Source organism: Nocardia sp. NPDC101769 (assembly GCF_044766925.1).
Classification (GTDB): domain Bacteria; phylum Actinomycetota; class Actinomycetes; order Mycobacteriales; family Mycobacteriaceae; genus Nocardia.
The window spans coordinates 78801-96366 of record NZ_JBIWMX010000028.1 but is presented as its reverse complement, the minus strand read 5'-3'; the positions used below and the strand labels follow the sequence as shown (position 1 = coordinate 96366).

Genomic DNA, 17566 nt, shown 5'->3' with positions numbered 1-17566 from the left:
CCACCCCACGACCCTGCACGCGCCGCAGTGCTTTGCGTATGCCAGGGCGACAACTGATTTCGCAACGGTCGGGGTAACTCCCCGGGTACGCCCAGAATCGGTAAGGCACCCGACCGCCGGCACGGATACGAAACTGGCCACGGCTCTCAGCCGTCCGCTGAAGATACGGAGAGGCGGCAACAGCGAGGCGGCACAGCTTTGTCGGTGGTCTCCGGCACTATCTCTGGCCATGACCGCACCGATGCTGTTCGCGCTGCTGCTGGTGTTCGTATCGGGGCTGGCCCTGGGCTGGCTCGGGCATGCCGCGCGCGCGGGACAGCGGGCGGCGGTGGCCGAGGCGCGGCTGGCGGCCATGCGGGACAACGAGCAGCTGTTGCGGCAATCACTCGGCGCGGCCAGCGACGACGCGGCCCGACGGCAGTCCCATGCCATCGGCGCGCTGGTCGATCCGCTGCGGGAGGCGGTCGGCAGCCTCGACCGCCACCTTCGCGAGGTCGAGCACAACCGCATCAACGCGTACTCCGGCCTGCGCGAACAGGTCGCGGGCATGCAGCGGATGTCACATCAGTTGTCCACGCAGACCGGTCAATTGGTGGCCGCGCTGCGTGCGCCCCAGGTGCGCGGCCGCTGGGGCGAGATCCAGCTCGAGCGCGTGGTCGAGCTGGCCGGCATGGCCCGGCACTGTGATTTCGACACCCAGGTCACCCGGCGCGGCGACACCGTGGTGCGCCCGGATCTGGTGGTGCGCCTGTCCGCCGGCCGTCAGATCGTGGTGGACGCCAAGGTGCCCTGCACCGCCTTCCTGGACGCCGCCGGCACCGAGGACCCGCGCGAGCGCGAGGGCCACCTGGCCCGCCACGCCCGGCATCTGCGCAACCACGTGGATCAGCTGGCGGCCAAGGAGTACTGGGCGGCCTTCGATCCCTCTCCCGAGTTCGTGGTCCTGTTCGTGCCCGGCGATCCGTTCCTGGACGCCGCCCTCACCACCGACTCCGGGTTGCTCGAGTACGCCTTCGGTCGCAATGTGGTCCTGGCGACGCCGACCACACTCATGGCCCTACTGCGCACGGTCGCACTGGGCTGGCGGCAGGAGGCGCTGTCGGCGGATATGGCGGTGATCCAGCAGCTGGGCCGTGAGCTCTACACCCGGCTCGGCACCACCGGCCGCCACCTGGACCGGCTGGGCGCGCAGCTGGGCAAGGCGGTCGACGCCTACAACCACACCGTGGCGTCGGTGGAGTCGCGGGTCATGGTGACCGCCCGGAAGCTGCACGACCTGGAGATCGCCGACGCGCCGGTCCCCGAGGTCCGGCGGGTGGAGAGCTGGCCGCGGGCCGTGGGGTTCGCGGACGAGTACGCGGTGGGTTCGCCGATGAGATCGAACAGCGGGGGTGATGCCTGAGCAACCGCTTGGTCTACGTGCTGGAGCCCACTGGCTATCACCGGGTTCATCCGATTCCGCATACCCGCGTGATGTCGCCTGCCTCGCGAAACACCGATATGCCCTAGTGTGCTTGACGTGGCAGTTACCCAACGCGAGCGAACCGAGGTGCCCCCGTCGCACCGTTCGATCCTGCCGTCGGTTCCCGGCGTCCCGGCCGGTGCCGCGGTGCTGATAGCTGTGACGTGCACGTTCATCGGTCTCCTGATCGACGCTCAGAGCGCGGGTACTCGACCACAGGGCGACGAACTCACCGGCTCCTTCACCGCGCTGTACATCGCCGGATGTGTGGTGGCCGTGCTCGCGGTCCGCTACCGCGGACTGTTCACGACGCTCGTGCTGCCGCCGCTGCTGCTGTTCGTCGCGGTGCCGCTGGCCTACCAGTTCCTATTCGGGTCCGGCGGCAGTCTCAAGCTGAAGGACATCCTGCTGAATCTGGCCATCCCGCTGGTGAATCGGTTCCCCACCATGGCGCTGGCCACCGTGATCGTGCTGATCGTCGGCGCGGTCCGCATCGTGCTGCACCACCTCGAGACCAAGGCCGGTGCGACCGGCGAACCACGCAGGACCCGGGCCACCCGCCCCGGCAGCACCCGTGCCCAGCGCACCCGCTCCGCCGGCTCCAAGGACCCCGCCAGACGCCGCTCCCGGACCGGCGCGGACACCGCCGAGGAAGGCGACACCCCCGACTCCGAGACGGCCCGGGCGCCCCGCCGCGCGGGTGCCCGGGTCGCGGCGGGGCCGCCGCGGGTAGGCACCGGCCGGCAGGCCGGCGAAGGCCGCCGTCGTCGCGCCCAGGATCCGGATCAGGTCGCCGCCGAGCGCACCCCGCCCGCCACCGAGGGCCGCCGTCGCGCCGCGCGCCCGGACCAGTCCGGCGCCGCCACCGCCGAGGGCCGCCGCCGGGCCCAGTACGCCGAACAGCCGTCCCGCACCGGCGATCGCCGCGCGGCCCCGGCCGATCGCCCCCGGAACGGGGAGCCTCGCGCCACCCCGCCGGCACCGGAGGCCGCCCAGGGCGAGGGCCGCCGCCGCCGCGCGCAGAGCCCCGAGCAGGCCGCGGGTCGCGGCGCCGAACGCCACGCCGCCCCCGAACGCAATCCGGCCCCCGCCACCGAGGGGGGCCGCCGCCGTCGCGCGCAGCCGGGTGAACTGCCGCCGCATCCGCGCCCGAATGTGCGCTACCGCGAACGTGATTCGGGTCGCATCGAACACTGAATCCCCGGCGACATTCGAGCGACTCGCACCGTAGATTTCCGGCAATCGGAAATTCCGGAGCGAAATAAGATCATCCGGATAGCAATTCGCGCCCTCCACAACGAATGTGGAGGGCGCGAATGCGTTCCGGAACGATTACTACGCGCGCGCGGTGCGAAGTTCGCGCGGCAGCGAGAAGACCAGCGTCTCATTGGCGGTCGTGACCGGAACCACCGCACCGAAACCGTGTTCGGCCAGCAATTCCAGCACGCCCTCCACGAGAATCTCCGGCACCGAGGCGCCGGAGGTGACGCCGACCGTGTGAATGCCCTCCAGCCAGGCGGTATCCACCTCGCGGGCATAGTCCACCAGGTGCGCGGCGCGGGCGCCGGCACTCAGCGCGACCTCCACCAGCCGGACCGAGTTGGACGAGTTCCGGGAGCCGACCACGATCACCAGATCGCATTCGGGAGCCATGGCCTTCACCGCGGTCTGGCGGTTGGAGGTGGCGTAGCAGATGTCGTCGCTCGGCGGATCCTGCAGCTTGGGGAACTTCTGGCGCAGGCGGTTGACCGTCTCCATGGTCTCGTCCACCGACAGCGTGGTCTGGGAGAGCCAGATCACCTTGTTCTCGTCGCGCACGGTGACCGAGTCGACGGCGTCGGGGCCGTCCACCAGCTGCACGTGATCGGGCGCCTCACCGGCGGTGCCCTCGACCTCCTCGTGACCCTCGTGGCCGATGAGCAGGATGTCGAAGTCGTCGCGGGCGAAGCGCTTGGCCTCCTGGTGCACCTTGGTGACCAGCGGGCAGGTGGCGTCGATGGTGTGCAGGTTGCGCCGGGCGGCGGACTCGTGGACGGCCGGGGAGACGCCGTGGGCGGAGAACACCACGAGCGCGCCCTCCGGCACCTCCTCGGTCTGGTCGACGAAGATCACACCGCGCTCGCGCAGCGTTTCCACCACGTGCCGGTTGTGCACGATTTCCTTGCGGACATAGATGGGCGCGCCGTGCTTTTCGAGCGCCTTCTCCACCGTTTCGACCGCTCGGTCCACACCGGCGCAGTAGCCGCGCGGTTCGGCGAGCAGTACTCGCTTCGGCGCGTCGGCATCACCCGCAGCGGACCTGACGATACCGACGTTCAAAGGGATACCCGAAGACATGGCACCAACAATACTGGCGAACACCTATGGGTTCGCGGCCGTCTCGATTCTGGACTGTGGCTTGTTAGACCTCCGCCTTGGAGCGGGGAAGCGAACGGCTCCATAGACCTGCGCCTTGGAGGAGCGGAGGAGGGAAGAATCGAGACCGCGGCTCCTTAGAGACCTGCGCTGTGGCCGCGAACCCGCCCGGAGCGAAGCGGAGGGCAAATAGACACGGCTTTTCGCCTTTGCATCACACGGCGTTTCGGGCAGGCTAGGGGCATGTTCCGACCTCCGTTCCTGGCCCGGGTCGCCGCCGGGGCCGCCGTCTATGCTCTCGAGGAAACTCGTCGGCTACCGACGACCGCGATCAATTTCCCGATCACCGCGATCAGCCAGGTGCTGCAGACCACCATGCACCTCCAGCAGTTCGTGACCAGCCTCGCCCTCAAGGGCGACGCCGTTTTCGACCGTTTGCTCAACCAGCCCGAAGAACAGCCCGCCTGGGCCACCTTCGATGAGGACGAGGCAGACGAGCAAACTCCGAGTTTCGCCGGCGAATCGGGACGGCAGAGCCGTTTCGACCTCTTCACCGAGCCGGACCCGGTCGTCGCGGAGCCCGCCCCGGCCGTGGTGGAGCCGGTCGCGGCCCCCGAACCGGTCGAGACCGAACCGGTCGCGGTCGAGACCGAACCGGTGCCCGCCGAATCGGCCGCGCAGGAGGCAGCCGAACCGGAGGTCACCGAGACCGACTCACCCGCAACGGCTTCCAAGGCGGCCACCAACGGCCACAACACCAGCGCCGTCGCCGAGCCCGAAGTGGCGGCCCGCTTCGACTATTCCGCCATGACCATTGCCCAGCTTCGCGCCCGCCTGCGCCAGCTGACCGTCGATGACCTCGCGGCTCTCCTCGCCTACGAGCAGGAGACGCTTGACCGCGCCCCGTTCGTCACCATGCTGACCAACCGCATCGCGACCGTGCAGGCGAAGTGAACCCGACTCTCGAAAGCTCTCAGGGGTTTCGCCCCTGAGACCCCTCGAGACTGCGGGCTCCGCTCCGGACCCCGGCACAACGTCGGGCATCGGCCCCGGAACTCCGCCACCATCACATCGGCGGTCCTCGACCAGCGCCGGCCGCTCGGGCTACCACCCGGGTGGTCGGCGTTTCTTTTCACCGGGGATTCGCGCCAGGAAAGCGCGCGAATCCCGTGTCGGCGGGCGGTGCGTGCCGGGCGTCGGTGGGCACTGACAGAATTGTGCGGTGAGCACCGATACGACGCCGCGGCCGCCGAGCTCGTCCGCCGAGAACCCGATGCCGGTGCGGACCGTCGCGGTGAAGGTGGCGCAGTGGATCGACCGGCTGGGGGCGGTCTGGGTGGAGGGGCAGATCACCCAGATGAATGTGCGGCCGGGGACACGGACGGCTTTTCTGGTGCTGCGGGATACGGCGGCGGACATGTCACTGTCGGTGACCTGTGATCCGGAGCTGCTGCGTAATTCGGCGGTGCCGCTGCAGGAGGGCAGCCGGGTCGTCGTGTACGGCAAGCTGTCGTTCTTCACCGGGCGAGGCACGGTGTCGTTGCGGGTCACCGAGATTCGGCCGGTGGGCATCGGCGAGCTGCTGGCCCGCATCGAGCGCTTGAAGGCGCTGCTGTCGGCGGAGGGTCTGTTCGATCCGCGGCTCAAGCGCCCGATCCCGTTCCTGCCCAATCGGATCGGCCTGATCACCGGCCGCGCCAGCGCCGCCGAGCACGATGTGGTGACGGTGGCCACGCAGCGCTGGCCGGCGGTGCGTTTCGAGATCCGCAATACCGCCGTGCAGGGCCCGACCGCGGTGCCGCAGATCCTGGAGGCCATCGCCGCGCTCGACGCGAATCCCGAGGTGGATGTGATCGTGCTGGCGCGCGGCGGCGGCAGCGTCGAGGATCTGCTGCCGTTCTCCGATGAAACCCTGTGCCGCGCCATCGTTTCCGCCAAAACACCGATCGTGAGCGCCATCGGCCACGAGCCGGACAATCCGATCTCGGACTATGTCGCCGACCTGCGGGCCGCCACCCCCACCGACGCCGCCAAGCGCATCGTTCCCGACGCTGCCGCCGAAACCGCGCTGCTGCAGGAACTTCGGTCCCGTGCGAACGCGGCCCTGCGCGGCTGGGTGGACCGCGAGGCCCGCGCCCTGACCCAATTGCGTTCCCGCCCGGTGCTGGCCGACCCGCTACGTCTGCTCGATCAGCGCCACGACGAGGTGGAGCGGCTGCGCGCCGGCGCCCAGCGGGCCGTGGACCACCTGCTGAACGGTGAGTTCACCACCACCCGGCACCTGCGCGAAAAACTCTCCGCGGTGGGCCCGGCCGCCACCCTGGCCCGCGGTTACGCCGTGGTGCAGCGGGTGAACGGCAAGGACCGCGAGGTGGTCCGCGCCATCGAGGACTCCCCGCCCGGCACCCAGCTCCGCATCCGGGTGGCCGACGGCGCCATCTCCGCCGCAGCCCTCGGCGCCCAATCCCTGGCTCCCCGCCCGACTCGGAAGGACCCGGCGTGAGCGGTCAGGCCCGGAAACGGCAGCGAAGCATAACCATGGAGGGCCCCGCCCACGCCAGAGAGGACCCGGCGTGAGCGGTCAGGCCCGGAAACGGCAGCGAAGCATAACCATGGAGGGCCCCGCCCACGCCAGAGAGGACACTGTATGACCGACGACGAACGCGCCGAAATCGCGACCTTCGGCTACGAGCGCGCCCGCGACGAACTGGTCAATGTCGTCAAGATGCTCGAACAGGGCGGCATGGATCTCGACGACTCGCTGGCCCTGTGGGAACGCGGCGAGGCCCTTGCCTCCCGCTGTGAGCAGCATCTCGCCGGCGCCCGCAAACGCGTCGAGGACGCCCTCGCGCACCGCACTCAGCAGGAGTGACCGCTAGGCGACGACCGTGCCCTGGTGAAAAACGATCTGCCAGTCCGGGCCGACGCGCCGCCAGACGGTCGAGCGGCGGCTGACCCGGTCCGGCTGGCGCAGTAGGTAGGTCAGCAGAAACAGGTCGGGAGCCAGCTCCTGGCACCGGAATTCGCTGGTCTCCCAGACGTCCTCCGACAGTGTCCGCTGCCGCTCGGCCAGTACCTCGAGCACGAGGTCGCGGTCGTAGCGCCGCCCGGACGCGCCGATCTCCCAGAACTCGTCGGCGACCATGGCCGCGAAGTCCACGCCGTGCTCGGGGCGGTGGAAGACCGGCTCCCGCGAGCGCAATTCGTCGAGAACGTTCATGTCCCCATCGCAGCGGATGCTCGCGCCCCGGTCGAGCGATTTACGGAATCAGCTGCGCGGCAGCGGCTGCGCCTGGCCGATGGCGGTGGCGAGGGTGCCGAAGGCGGCGGCATTGCCGGCGCCCTTGATGAGCACACGAACGTCGCCGAAGTCACCGATCCACGCGGGCTCGGAGCCAGCCTCGGCGTAGACGTTCCACATGTGGTCGCCGTATCGCTGGGTGCCGGTGACGGTCGCGGTGGGTGCGTACTTCTTGGCGAGGGCGTCGACGGTCGCGTTCGACTGCGTCAGCTGCATGTATGTGCCCTGAGGGGTGATGAATCCGACGGTGCTGGTGTCACCGCCACCCGTCCCGGCGATGGTGTCGTGGCTGCCCGAGTTCGGAGTCCATTTGCCCGGATCCGTGTCCGGCAGGGCCGGCAGGCGGATCGGGAAGGACATGTGGCGCGCGTCGTCGGTGAGCGCGGCCTTCGCATCGAAGTTCGGAATGTTGCCCTGGGTCGGACCGCCGGTGGAGAACGAGCACTGGCTCGCGATCCCGGCGATGACCAGGCAGATCAGCACCAGCGGAGCGAGCGACCAGATCAGGTCCCTGTAGTCGTTCTGACTGCGCGGCTTTTGGTACGACACGCACTCAGTATCCACGGGGCGCAGGTGCGACCGAGCTCACGGTCTCGGGATACGTAAGGACGTGCGGAGGGCCGCAGACCGCAATGCGACAATTTACGCAGCTTTAGACAACCAAGGAGGCTCTCGTCATGACCGCATCCAGCCGCCGCGAGGCACCGGACCGCAACCTAGCGCTCGAGTTGGTCCGGGTCACCGAGGCCGGCGCCATGGCCGCGGGCCGCTGGGTCGGCCGTGGTGACAAGGAGGGCGGCGACGGCGCGGCCGTGGACGCCATGCGGCAGCTGGTCGCGACGGTCTCCATGCGCGGCATCGTGGTGATCGGTGAGGGCGAGAAGGACGAAGCGCCCATGCTGTACAACGGCGAGCTGGTCGGCGACGGCACCGGCGCGGAACTGGATTTCGCGGTCGACCCGATCGACGGCACCACCCTGATGTCGAAGGGTTCCCCGGGCGCGATCTCCGTGCTGGCGGTCGCCGAGCGCGGCGCCATGTTCGATCCCTCGGCCGTGTTCTACATGGAGAAGATCGCCGTCGGCCCCGACGCCGCCGATGTGATCGACCTATCTGCCCCGATCGCGGAGAACCTACGCCGGGTCGCCAAGGCCAAGAACTCCTCGGTCTCCGACCTGACCGTGTGCATCCTGGACCGCCCCCGCCACGCCGAGCACATGAAGGCCGTGCGCGACGCGGGCGCCCGTATCCGCCTCATCTCCGACGGCGACGTGGCCGGCGCCATCGCCTGTGCCCGTCCGGAGTCCGGCGTCGACATGCTGATCGGCATCGGCGGTACCCCCGAGGGCATCATCGCCGCGGCCGCCATGCGCTGCCTGGGCGGCGCGCTGCAGGCCAAGCTGGCCCCCAAGGACGACGCCGAGCGCCAGAAGGCCATCGACGCCGGCCACGATCTGGACCGCATCCTGAACACCACGGACCTGGTCTCCGGTGAGGACGTCTTCTTCAGCGCCACCGGCGTCACCGACGGCGACCTGCTCAAGGGCGTCCGCTACTACGGCGGCGGCGCGTACACCCAGTCCATCGTCATGCGCGCCAAGTCCGGCACCATCCGCATGGTCGACGCCTATCACCGGCTGACCAAGCTGCGCGAGTACGCGTCGGTGGACTTCGTCGGCGACGAGCACGCCACCCCGCCGCTCCCCTGATCCGAGCGAAACAGCTTGCCGCCCCGGTGGATCCGTTCACCGGGGCGGCGCTGTCTCCGGGGCCGGCGGCGATGTCCTATTCCCGCAGGCGCTGTGCGGATTCCCTCAGGCGTGGCACCCCCACGGGGTGCGCGGCGGGCATAGGGTCGGGTTCATGAGCGAGGAGACGCAGTACCGCATCGAACACGACACCATGGGCGAGGTCCGCGTCCCCGTCGACGCGCTGTGGCGGGCGCAGACCCAGCGGGCGGTGGAGAACTTCCCGATCAGCGGACGCGGCCTGGAGCGCGCGCAGATTCGCGCACTCGGTCTGCTGAAGGCTGCCTGCGCGGCCGTGAATCGCGATCTGGGTCTGCTGGACAAGGCCAAGGCCGACGCCATCATCGCGGCGGCGGCGGAGATCGCCGACGGCCGCCACGACGACCAATTCCCGATCGACGTCTTCCAAACCGGTTCGGGCACCAGCTCGAACATGAACGCCAACGAGGTGATCGCGAGCATCGCCGCCCGCGACGGCGTCACCGTGCACCCCAACGACGACGTGAACATGTCGCAGTCGTCCAATGACACCTTCCCCACCGCAACGCATCTCGCGGCCACCGAGGCGGTGATCAAGGATCTGGTCCCGGCCCTGGATCATCTGCGGCTGGCGCTGCTGGACAAGTCCCAGGAGTGGAAGTACGTGGTCAAGTCGGGCCGTACCCACCTGATGGACGCGGTCCCGGTCACCCTGGGCCAGGAGTTCGGCGGCTACACCCGGCAGGTGAGCGCGGGCATCGAGCGCCTGCTGGCCACTCTGCCCCGGGTGGGCGAGCTGGCCATCGGCGGCACCGCGGTCGGCACCGGATTGAACGCGCCGGCCGGTTTCGGCGCGAAGGTCGTTGCGGAGCTGTCCCGGGTGACCGATCTGGATCACCTGTCGGAAGCCCTCGATCACTTCGAGGCGCAGGCCGCCCGCGACGGCCTGGTGGAGTTGTCCGGTGCGCTGCGCACGGTCGCGATCAGCCTGACCAAGATCGCCAACGATATTCGATGGATGGGTTCGGGCCCGCTCACCGGCCTGGCCGAGCTGCAGCTGCCGGACCTGCAGCCGGGTTCCTCGATCATGCCGGGCAAGGTGAATCCGGTACTGCCGGAAGCGGTTACGCAGGTGGCCGCGCAGGTCATCGGCAATGATGCCGCGATCGCCTGGGGCGGCGGCAACGGCGCGTTCGAATTGAACGTCTACATTCCGATGATGGCCCGCAATGTGCTGGAGTCGATTCGCCTGCTGGCCAACGTCTCCCGCCTGTTCGCCGACAGGTGCGTCAGCGGCCTGGTCGCCGATGTGGACCGGCTGCGGCGGCTGGCGGAATCCTCGCCGTCGATCGTGACCCCGTTGAATTCCGCCATCGGTTACGAGGAGGCCGCGGCGGTTGCCAAACAGGCGCTGAAGGAGCACAAGACGATCCGGCAGACGGTCATCGATCGCGGTTTGATCGGCGACAAGCTCTCGGTCGAGGAGCTGGATCGCCGACTGGATGTGCTCTCCATGGCGCAGGTGGATGGAAAGAACGAATAAGGCGTCACACTCGGCATCCGGCTCGGCGGGTGTGGCGGTGGTTGCCACACCCGCGCCAGAGGTTCAAGCGGCCCCGACCAGGTCCGGGTAGTTCTTCAGATCGATGTCGTTCTTGGCGTTCTCGGCGTACTTCGCCATCATCTTGAAGCCGCGCGAACGCATGAACCAATTGCGAAGGCGCAGGCCCCGTGCGGTCCGGGGCGCCAGGAATCGGCCCGGGTTCGCATCGTCGGACTTGCGCAGCAGACGCTTCATGATCTCCTCGTAGCGAGCGAATGCCACCGTGTGCTCGCCGTCGGCCGCGGCCAATTCACCGGCCAGCACATAGGCCCCGACAATCGCCGAACCGGTGCCGAATCCATTCAGGGTGTGACCATGCGCGGAATCGCCGACCAGCGCCACCCGCCCCGACGTGAAATGCTGCATCGATACCTTGGCGATGGCGTCCAGGTAGAAGCCGTCCAGGCGCGGGAGTTCGGCCAGCATGCGCGGCACCTCCCAGCCCATTCCGGCGAAATGCTCGGCGACGATGCGGCGTTGCGCATCGAAATCGTCACGCGAGTAATCGATTTCGGGCGAGGCGAACAGGTACATCTGCGCGGCCTTGTTACCGCCCGTCATGGCGAGCCGGCCGGGGGTATTGCAGCCGAGGGACCTGGCGCGGGACCGATTCCCTTCCGGCATGTCCTCCCAGACCGAAGCTCCCGCGATGGCGTAGTAGTAGCCGTCGTGCGTGACGAAGTCCGCCTCCGGCCCGAAGGCCAGCTTCCGCACCCGTGAATGGATGCCGTCGCAACCGAAGACCAGATCGAAGACTCGCGCGGGCGCGTTCTCGAATTCGACGTAAACGCCGTCGCCGGTCTCCCGCAGCGCGGTGATGGTGTCGCCGAAGAGGTATTCGCACTCCCCCGCGGTCCGGCTGTAGAGGATCTGGGCGAGGTCGCCGCGCAGGATCTCGATATCACCACCGAGGAACTCCCCGGCCATCACGGCCTGCTCGACGCCGTTCTCGTCGACCAGCACCCAGTCGGTCTTGCCGGTCTGCCGCCGCTTGATGTCGTCGAGCACACCCATGCGCTCGAGCACGGTCATATGGGTTTCGCCGGTGAAGTCGATGGCCTGGCCGCCGACGCGCAGTGCGGGCGATTTCTCGACCACGGTCACCCGGAAGCCGTAGCGGTGCAGCCAGTAGGCGAGGGCGGGACCGGCGACGCTGACTCCGGAGATGAGGACGGTGGTGTTGCGCATGGCGGTGACTCCTTCAGTAACTGCGTCCAACGGACGCTGTTGATGGCCATAGCGTACGATGGACGCAGTTTTACGTCAAGCCCGGAATCCGGAAGGATGGCGACCATGCCGGCACCGACCACCTTCGAACTGCTCTGGGGCTCCCCCGACCGCCCTCGGCGCGGGCCCAAGCCGTCCCTCACTCTGGAGCGCATCGTCGCCGAGGCCATCGACCTCGCCGATGCCGAAGGACTGGCCAACCTGTCCATGGCCCGGCTGGCAGAACGCCTCGGCTGCGCCAAGATGGCGCTGTACCGCTACCTCCCCGGCAAGACCGAGCTCATCGCGCTCATGCTGGACACCGTCCTCGGCGTGCCACCGGAAAACACCACTGCCCCTTCGGATTCCGATCCGGAACCCTGGCGCACCTATCTACGCCCGTGGACCGAGACCTTCTACACCCGCGCCGTCGCACACCCCTGGGCGAACGAACCGTCCACCGGCGTCCGCCCGATGGGCCCCAATGAGCTGGCCTGGCTCGATTCGGCTGTCGGCGCGCTGGACGGCACCGGTCTGACCGGGGCCGAGTGTTTCGACACCGTCGTGCTGCTGCTGGGCCACGCCCGCGGCATCGCCCAGCAGACCGCGACAGTGGGTGAGGATCTGGAGGGCGAACTGGCCCGGGAGCTCGGCGTGGTGCTGTCGGCGCAGGCACAGCGCTTTCCGCACGCCGCGGCCGCCTTCGCCGAGACCATGTCCGGCAGCGCGGCCGAGACCGGTCGCGACAATGCCCTCGCCTTCGGCATCGACCGCATCCTGGACGGCCTGGCCGCGCTCATCGCGACCCGGGTGTAGCCGCCGCGAACGGACACAGCGATAGTTGCCGCGGATATCTGTGCCACTGCCCGATTTCCGCCTACGCTCGGCTCATGCCAGAGCTACCCGAGCTGAAACAGGATCCGGTCACCACGGTGCGCGAGTTCTTCGCGGCAATGGAAATGAAGATAGTCGGCGAAGCCCTGGAGTTGGTCGATCCCGGCATCGTCTGGAAGAACACCTCGCTCCCCGACATCCGCGGCGTGGATCGCGTGCGCTGGGTCTTGAATCTGCTCAACAGCCCCCGCTACGGCTTCCGCGCCGACATGCATCACATCGCCGCCACCGAGGACGGCACGGTGCTCACCGAACGCACCGACCATCTGCGCATGGGCCCGGTCGAGATCTCGTTCTGGGTCTGCGGCACCTTCGAGCTCCGTGACGGCCGCATCACGCTGTGGCACGACCACTTCAGCTGGGAGAACTTCCTGCGCGGAACGGTCACCGGCGTCGTGCGCGCACTCCTTCCCCGCTGAGCCGGCTCCCCCGGCGGAAAGCACGACGCCCGCCACGTTTTCGCGGCGGGCGTCGGCATCGAACCGCGCACTGGGCACGGGATCAGGTTCTGCGGGACAGGGACACGCTCAGGGGCGCAGGTGGGCCAGTTCGGCGCGCGCCTTCTCGCCTTCCTCACCGAAGTCGGTGCGGGTGAAGATCTTCCACTGCTCGAGCAGGGGCGCGAAGACCAGCTCGGCTTCGTTCGCGCGGTCGTAGATGCCGGCCTCGGCGAGGACCTCGTCGCTGGTGCGGCCGTCCGCGAGCTGCGCCACCGGGACGTGGAAGTCGGCGATGCGGTCGGCGATGGCGCGCACGGTCTGGTCGGGGGCCAGGTCGAGGGCCGCGCCGACCAGGTTGGCGAAGAAGACGGCCTGCAGTTCGTCGTCGGCGGCCAGCCGGTCGGCGATGGTCGCGACCATGACATTGTCGGCCAGGCGCGCAGTGGTGCGGTACCGGACGGCGGCCGCGGTCTCTTCCAGCGCCCAGGCGGCGAGCACATCGGGCAGGTGCATGGCGGGGCGGCGGAAACCGGTGGTCATGTGCGCCATGCGCATCCGCTCCAGCGCGACCGGGTCGACAGCGCGGGTGACCATCAGGTAGTTGCGGATGAGGATCTCGTGCCGGTTCTCCTCCGCGGTCCAGCGGCCGACCCAGCGCCACCACGGTCCGCTGCGCAGGTACTTGCCGACCTCGCGGTGGTAGGCGGGCAGGTTGTCGGCGATCAGCACGCCCACCGTGAGCGCGGTCTTGGCGACCTCGCTGAGGTCGGATTGCGCCGGTTCCCAATCGGTTCCGCCGAGGAACTGGAAATTGCGGCCGTCGTCCCACGGCACATAGTCGTGGGGCTGCCACTCGGGGGCGGCGGCGATGTGCCGCCCGAGGTTGGTCTCCACCTCCGCCGCGAGCGATTCCAGCAGTTCCCGATCGGAGAAAACGTTCTGCACGCGAACAACCTAGCGGCATCGGGGCAAACGTGGGGGTCCTTCGGGCGGTATTCGAATCCGCTATGGCCGCAGCCGGGTCCGGGACGCCGTCACCGGGCGGCCCGGACCGGCCGGGCTACTTCTCGGTGACCGTGGTCTCGTTGTCCACCCAGGCGATGGAGCCACCGCTGAAATCGCTCTGCTTGCCGCCGGTGATGTCGTATTCGTCGCTGGCCGGGTAGCCGAGCTTGCCGCTCGCGCCGCCCTGGTCGTCCCACGCCTTGCGGATCTCACCCCACACCACATGGGTGCCCTGGGTCGGGCTGGAGTAGATTGCGCCGCCGTCGAATTCCTGCAGCATGCCGCCGTCGGGCGCGTTCCGGGCAGGGCCGGTGGGCATGCCGAGAGTGCCGGTGGTGCCGCCCATCTGGTTGTACTTCTCGAGAATGCCGACGACGACGGTGATCTCGGCGCCGTCGCGGGTGGCCATCTTGGTTTCGGCGGCGTGGGTGTCGCCGCCGGCCGGCGCGGCCGCGGTGGTGGTCGAGGTCGTCGACGACGCCGAGTCCTTGTCGTCGTCCTTGCCGCAGCCCGCGCCGAGTGCGGTGACGACCGCAAGCGCCGCGATGATGCCAGCCGTGCGTCGTACGAAGTGGTGCATTTTCCATCCTCCCGCGAATCCTGGCCGACAACTCGGTTACGATCCGGCGAATCGGACAGCACTCACCAAATGGGGATCCGAGCTGGAATTACAGCGAAACGTACCCCAGAACATGTGAGTTCACACACTTGCCAAAGAATTGCCCGGACGGAGGCGCGTCGCTCTCCGACCGGGCAGGTCCTAACTACCGGGCGTCAGGAATTGGGCCCGAATTCCTCCAGCATCTCGGTGACCAGCGCCGCGATCGGCGACCGCTCACTGCGGGTCAGGGTGACGTGCGCGAACAACGGGTGCCCCTTGAGCTTTTCGATCACGGCGGCCACGCCGTCGTGCCGGCCCACGCGCAGGTTGTCGCGCTGTGCGACGTCGTGGGTGAGCACCACCCGCGACCCGCTGCCCAACCGGCTCAGCACCGTGAGCAGCACATTGCGTTCCAGCGACTGCGCCTCGTCCACGATCACGAAGGAGTCGTGCAGCGAGCGACCGCGAATGTGGGTGAGCGGCAGCACCTCCAGCATGCCGCGCGCCTGCACCTCCTCCATCACCTCCGGGCTGGCCAGCCCATCGAGGGTGTCGAAGACGGCCTGCGCCCACGGCCCCATCTTCTCGCTCTCGGAGCCCGGCAGATAGCCGAGCTCCTGTCCGCCCACCGCGTAGAGCGGCCGGAACACCACCACCTTCCGATGCGAGCGGCGCTCCAGCACCGCTTCGAGCCCGGCGGTCAGCGCCAGCGCGGATTTGCCGGTGCCGGCCCGCCCGCCGAGGGAGACGATGCCGACGCTCTCGTCGAGCAGCAGATCCAGCGCGATGCGCTGTTCGGCCGAGCGCCCGTGCAGCCCGAAGGCCTCGCGATCACCCCGCACCAGTTGCACCCGCTTGTCCGGCGTCACCCGCGCCAACGCGCTGCCGCGCGGGCTGAGCATCCGAATTCCGGTGTGGCAGGGCATGTCCCGAGCCTCGTCGAGATCGATGACGCTTTCGGAGTAGAGCTTGTCGACGGTGCCGGTGGCGACCTCCAGTTCCACCATGCCGGTCCAGCCGGAGGTGACGACGTCCTGCGCGTGGTACTCGTCGGCCCGCAGGCCGACCGCGCCGGCCTTGACGCGCAGCGGAATGTCCTTGGACACCAGCACGACTCGCTGCCCTTCGGCGGCCAGGTTGAGCGCGCAGGCCAGGATGCGGGAATCGTTGGTGTCCGTGCGGAATCCGACGGGCAATACGGTTGGGTCGGTGTGGTTCAACTCCACCTGGAGTGTCCCGCCCTGGGTGCCGACCGACACCCGCTGATCGAGCCGACCGTGTGCCAGACGCATGTCGTCCAGCATGCGCAGTGCCTCGCGAGCGAACCAGCCGAGTTCGTGGTGATGACGTTTGGCCTCGAGCTCACTGATCACCACCAGCGGCAGCACCACATGGTGCTCGCCGAAGCGGGTCAGCGCCCAGGGGTCGGACAGCAACACCGACGTGTCGACTACGAATGTTTTCGCCGGTCCGGAATCGGCCGACTGCGAGGCGTGAACTCCCCGTGTCGTGGTCAGCGGGCTCTGGTCAGAGCCGGCGTCCCTGCTGGGAGCGTTGACGGAGCGTGCATCAGTCACGGTGGGCTCCTTTGCCACTCGCGCGACACCGCGCGAGCGTTCTCGCTGGGCCGGTCAGCCTTGGGGTCGTACGACCCGAGGGCCGGGTGCCGGCCCCCTCGCACTGAGTTGCTCAGTCACGATCAGGACCTCCCGTACGAGCCACACCTACGCGGCCCGCACTCCCGACGCTACCGCCGAAATCGCGATCCGGCTTCCGGACTGCGGGGCGCATTGGTGAAGATCGCGTTAACGCGAGTCCGCTCTGTGTGTTTCGTCCAATTCATCCAGCAGCACGGGAACATGGCTGCGCTCCGGCTCTTTGGTGGCCGTGACCAGCGTCAACGGGGCGGTTGCGGCCTCCGACCGCAGGCGCGCCAGCCCCTCCTGCGCCGCGTCCGCGCAGAGCTCGATCCGATACCTGCGCTCGAACTCGGCGCGGCGTGTCTCTGGTGCGGCGTGATACCACCTCCGCAGCTCGTTCGACGGCGTCACGTCCTTGGCCCATTCGTCTATGGCCGCTTGCTGTTTGCTGATGCCGCGCGGCCAGAGCCGGTCCACCAGCACCCGGCGGCCGTCGGCCGCATCGGGATCGTCGTACACCCGCTTGACCCGGTACCTGGGTTGCTGTGTCATGCCCTCCATTACAGTCGATGTCATGGCCGAAACTGCGGATCTGGCAACGCTGCCCACCAAGGAATTGCACGACCGCGCCGTGAAGCTGGCAGCCCGGCGCGGCGACATCAAGTTCCTGTGGCAACTGCTCAAAGCGATTCCCGGCGCCGAGGTCGCGGCCGGCAATCAAGGCGAGGGCGAGGTCGACATCTGGAACACCGCCGCCCTGCTCGACGACTACTTCCACGCCGGCGAGGGCAAGGTCGGCGAGGCGCTGCGCCCGATGTATCTGGACTACCTGAGCAAACACGCCTGAATCAGGAACCGTCGTGCGTGCCGGGCACTCCCGTCGGCACGGCAGGCACGACGGACTCGAAGCCGAATCACCTGCGCCGCTTGGCAATTCTCGATTCCGAGGCACCCACTCACAACCCCGGCGTCACGCCCCCGCCGGCGTGGCGGTGGCGGCCGCGCGGACCTAGACTCCGATCATGACCACCGACGCCACCCCGGAACTGGTCGTCTACCGCCGCCCGGGTTGCCCCTACTGCTCCCGCATGCGCCGAGTGCTCAATCGCCACGGCATCGTCCACCGCGAGATCGACATCTGGCAGGACCCGGAGGCGGCCGCCTTCGTCCGCTCGGTGGCCGACGGCAACGAGACCGTCCCCACGGTCGTCCTGCGGGACGGCGACTCCGAACGGAACTGGGTGAACCCGCATCCCAAGCAGCTGATCGCCACCGTGACCGCGGACGCTCCGAGCCTCACGGGCGGCCCGCGCAAGTTCTGGTCGTTCTAGG

At 68.7% G+C, this 17566-nt stretch carries 19 protein-coding genes; 11 read left to right on the top strand and 8 right to left on the bottom strand.

Features of this window, described 5'->3' with window-relative positions:
- The first annotated feature begins 229 nt into the window (after positions 1-229).
- Both ACIRRA_RS33910 and ACIRRA_RS33905 read left to right on the top strand, forming a co-directional pair.
- Entirely contained in the window at positions 230-1402 is a 1173-nt protein-coding gene (locus ACIRRA_RS33910; protein ID WP_402776726.1) for a DNA recombination protein RmuC, read from the top strand.
- A 117-nt stretch (positions 1403-1519) separates the two neighbouring features.
- A complete protein-coding gene (locus tag ACIRRA_RS33905) occupies positions 1520-2659 on the top strand; it encodes a DUF6542 domain-containing protein (protein WP_402776724.1) in 1140 nt (379 codons plus the stop codon).
- A 138-nt stretch (positions 2660-2797) separates the two neighbouring features.
- Here ACIRRA_RS33905 and ACIRRA_RS33900 read toward each other — a convergent pair whose 3' ends face one another.
- Positions 2798-3799, bottom strand: coding sequence for a 4-hydroxy-3-methylbut-2-enyl diphosphate reductase (locus tag ACIRRA_RS33900; protein ID WP_402776722.1), 1002 nt, complete (start codon positions 3797-3799; stop codon positions 2798-2800).
- 261 nt (positions 3800-4060) lie between these two features.
- Here ACIRRA_RS33900 and ACIRRA_RS33895 point away from each other — a divergent pair, with 261 nt between their 5' ends.
- The 3 genes from ACIRRA_RS33895 to ACIRRA_RS33885 all read left to right on the top strand — a co-directional run bounded on the left by ACIRRA_RS33895 (position 4061) and on the right by ACIRRA_RS33885 (position 6689).
- Positions 4061-4771, top strand: a complete 711-nt coding sequence (locus ACIRRA_RS33895) for a lipid droplet-associated protein (RefSeq protein ID WP_402776720.1) — start codon at positions 4061-4063, stop codon at positions 4769-4771.
- A 319-nt stretch (positions 4772-5090) separates the two neighbouring features.
- Positions 5091-6320, top strand: a complete 1230-nt coding sequence (xseA, locus tag ACIRRA_RS33890) for an exodeoxyribonuclease VII large subunit (RefSeq protein ID WP_402776783.1) — start codon at positions 5091-5093, stop codon at positions 6318-6320.
- A gap of 144 nt (positions 6321-6464) precedes the next feature.
- Entirely contained in the window at positions 6465-6689 is a 225-nt protein-coding gene (locus ACIRRA_RS33885; RefSeq protein WP_040861248.1) for an exodeoxyribonuclease VII small subunit, read from the top strand.
- A gap of 3 nt (positions 6690-6692) precedes the next feature.
- On the opposite strand, the gene ACIRRA_RS33880 is transcribed toward ACIRRA_RS33885, so the two are convergent.
- Both ACIRRA_RS33880 and ACIRRA_RS33875 read right to left on the bottom strand, forming a co-directional pair.
- Positions 6693-7037, bottom strand: coding sequence for a DUF4440 domain-containing protein (locus tag ACIRRA_RS33880; RefSeq protein ID WP_402776718.1), 345 nt, complete (start codon positions 7035-7037; stop codon positions 6693-6695).
- A gap of 48 nt (positions 7038-7085) precedes the next feature.
- On the bottom strand, positions 7086-7667 hold the full coding sequence (locus ACIRRA_RS33875; RefSeq protein WP_402776716.1) for a DUF4245 domain-containing protein: 582 nt from the start codon (positions 7665-7667) through the stop codon (positions 7086-7088).
- Positions 7668-7795: 128 nt separating this feature from the next.
- On the opposite strand from ACIRRA_RS33875, the gene glpX reads away from it, so the two are divergent.
- Both glpX and ACIRRA_RS33865 read left to right on the top strand, forming a co-directional pair.
- On the top strand, positions 7796-8827 hold the full coding sequence (gene glpX, locus ACIRRA_RS33870; protein ID WP_354833453.1) for a class II fructose-bisphosphatase: 1032 nt from the start codon (positions 7796-7798) through the stop codon (positions 8825-8827).
- A gap of 154 nt (positions 8828-8981) precedes the next feature.
- Positions 8982-10388: a class II fumarate hydratase gene (locus tag ACIRRA_RS33865; protein WP_402776713.1), complete on the top strand. Its 1407-nt coding sequence runs from the start codon at positions 8982-8984 to the stop codon at positions 10386-10388.
- Positions 10389-10451: 63 nt separating this feature from the next.
- Here the strand turns inward: ACIRRA_RS33865 and ACIRRA_RS33860 are convergent, their stop codons facing one another.
- A complete protein-coding gene (locus ACIRRA_RS33860; RefSeq protein WP_402776711.1) occupies positions 10452-11636 on the bottom strand; it encodes an FAD-dependent monooxygenase in 1185 nt (394 codons plus the stop codon).
- A 105-nt stretch (positions 11637-11741) separates the two neighbouring features.
- Here ACIRRA_RS33860 and ACIRRA_RS33855 point away from each other — a divergent pair, with 105 nt between their 5' ends.
- The gene (locus tag ACIRRA_RS33855) at positions 11742-12470 is read left to right on the top strand and encodes a TetR/AcrR family transcriptional regulator (protein ID WP_402776710.1); all 729 of its coding nucleotides are present in this window, start codon (positions 11742-11744) and stop codon (positions 12468-12470) included.
- Between the two features lie 74 nt (positions 12471-12544).
- Positions 12545-12967 (top strand): limonene-1,2-epoxide hydrolase family protein, encoded by a 423-nt coding sequence (locus ACIRRA_RS33850; RefSeq protein WP_402776708.1) that lies wholly within the window; start codon positions 12545-12547, stop codon positions 12965-12967.
- A 108-nt stretch (positions 12968-13075) separates the two neighbouring features.
- Here the strand turns inward: ACIRRA_RS33850 and ACIRRA_RS33845 are convergent, their stop codons facing one another.
- The 4 genes from ACIRRA_RS33845 to ACIRRA_RS33830 all read right to left on the bottom strand — a co-directional run bounded on the left by ACIRRA_RS33845 (position 13076) and on the right by ACIRRA_RS33830 (position 16786).
- The gene (locus tag ACIRRA_RS33845; RefSeq protein WP_402776706.1) at positions 13076-13933 is read right to left on the bottom strand and encodes an acyl-ACP desaturase; all 858 of its coding nucleotides are present in this window, start codon (positions 13931-13933) and stop codon (positions 13076-13078) included.
- Between the two features lie 115 nt (positions 13934-14048).
- On the bottom strand, positions 14049-14573 hold the full coding sequence (locus ACIRRA_RS33840) for an LGFP repeat-containing protein (protein WP_402776704.1): 525 nt from the start codon (positions 14571-14573) through the stop codon (positions 14049-14051).
- 194 nt (positions 14574-14767) lie between these two features.
- Positions 14768-16111, bottom strand: a complete 1344-nt coding sequence (locus ACIRRA_RS33835) for a PhoH family protein (protein ID WP_402776781.1) — start codon at positions 16109-16111, stop codon at positions 14768-14770.
- Between the two features lie 288 nt (positions 16112-16399).
- Positions 16400-16786, bottom strand: coding sequence for a DUF488 domain-containing protein (locus tag ACIRRA_RS33830; protein ID WP_402776702.1), 387 nt, complete (start codon positions 16784-16786; stop codon positions 16400-16402).
- Positions 16787-16808: 22 nt separating this feature from the next.
- On the opposite strand from ACIRRA_RS33830, the gene ACIRRA_RS33825 reads away from it, so the two are divergent.
- Complete coding sequence (locus tag ACIRRA_RS33825; RefSeq protein WP_356995726.1) at positions 16809-17081, top strand: hypothetical protein; 273 nt, start codon at positions 16809-16811, stop codon at positions 17079-17081.
- Between the two features lie 175 nt (positions 17082-17256).
- Complete coding sequence (locus ACIRRA_RS33820; RefSeq protein ID WP_402776700.1) at positions 17257-17565, top strand: glutaredoxin domain-containing protein; 309 nt, start codon at positions 17257-17259, stop codon at positions 17563-17565.
- Position 17566: the final 1 nt, after the last annotated feature.

Coding starts and splice junctions, on each gene's coding strand:
- ACIRRA_RS33910 (WP_402776726.1), top strand. CDS start 230: ATGACCGCACCGATGCTGTTCGCGCTGCTGCTGGTGTTCGTATCGGGG.
- ACIRRA_RS33900 (WP_402776722.1), bottom strand. CDS start 3,799: ATGTCTTCGGGTATCCCTTTGAACGTCGGTATCGTCAGGTCCGCTGCG.
- ACIRRA_RS33895 (WP_402776720.1), top strand. CDS start 4,061: ATGTTCCGACCTCCGTTCCTGGCCCGGGTCGCCGCCGGGGCCGCCGTC.
- xseA (WP_402776783.1), top strand. CDS start 5,091: ATGCCGGTGCGGACCGTCGCGGTGAAGGTGGCGCAGTGGATCGACCGG.
- ACIRRA_RS33885 (WP_040861248.1), top strand. CDS start 6,465: ATGACCGACGACGAACGCGCCGAAATCGCGACCTTCGGCTACGAGCGC.
- ACIRRA_RS33880 (WP_402776718.1), bottom strand. CDS start 7,037: ATGAACGTTCTCGACGAATTGCGCTCGCGGGAGCCGGTCTTCCACCGC.
- glpX (WP_354833453.1), top strand. CDS start 7,796: ATGACCGCATCCAGCCGCCGCGAGGCACCGGACCGCAACCTAGCGCTC.
- ACIRRA_RS33865 (WP_402776713.1), top strand. CDS start 8,982: ATGAGCGAGGAGACGCAGTACCGCATCGAACACGACACCATGGGCGAG.
- ACIRRA_RS33860 (WP_402776711.1), bottom strand. CDS start 11,636: ATGCGCAACACCACCGTCCTCATCTCCGGAGTCAGCGTCGCCGGTCCC.
- ACIRRA_RS33855 (WP_402776710.1), top strand. CDS start 11,742: ATGCCGGCACCGACCACCTTCGAACTGCTCTGGGGCTCCCCCGACCGC.
- ACIRRA_RS33850 (WP_402776708.1), top strand. CDS start 12,545: ATGCCAGAGCTACCCGAGCTGAAACAGGATCCGGTCACCACGGTGCGC.
- ACIRRA_RS33840 (WP_402776704.1), bottom strand. CDS start 14,573: ATGCACCACTTCGTACGACGCACGGCTGGCATCATCGCGGCGCTTGCG.
- ACIRRA_RS33830 (WP_402776702.1), bottom strand. CDS start 16,786: ATGACACAGCAACCCAGGTACCGGGTCAAGCGGGTGTACGACGATCCC.
- ACIRRA_RS33825 (WP_356995726.1), top strand. CDS start 16,809: ATGGCCGAAACTGCGGATCTGGCAACGCTGCCCACCAAGGAATTGCAC.
- ACIRRA_RS33820 (WP_402776700.1), top strand. CDS start 17,257: ATGACCACCGACGCCACCCCGGAACTGGTCGTCTACCGCCGCCCGGGT.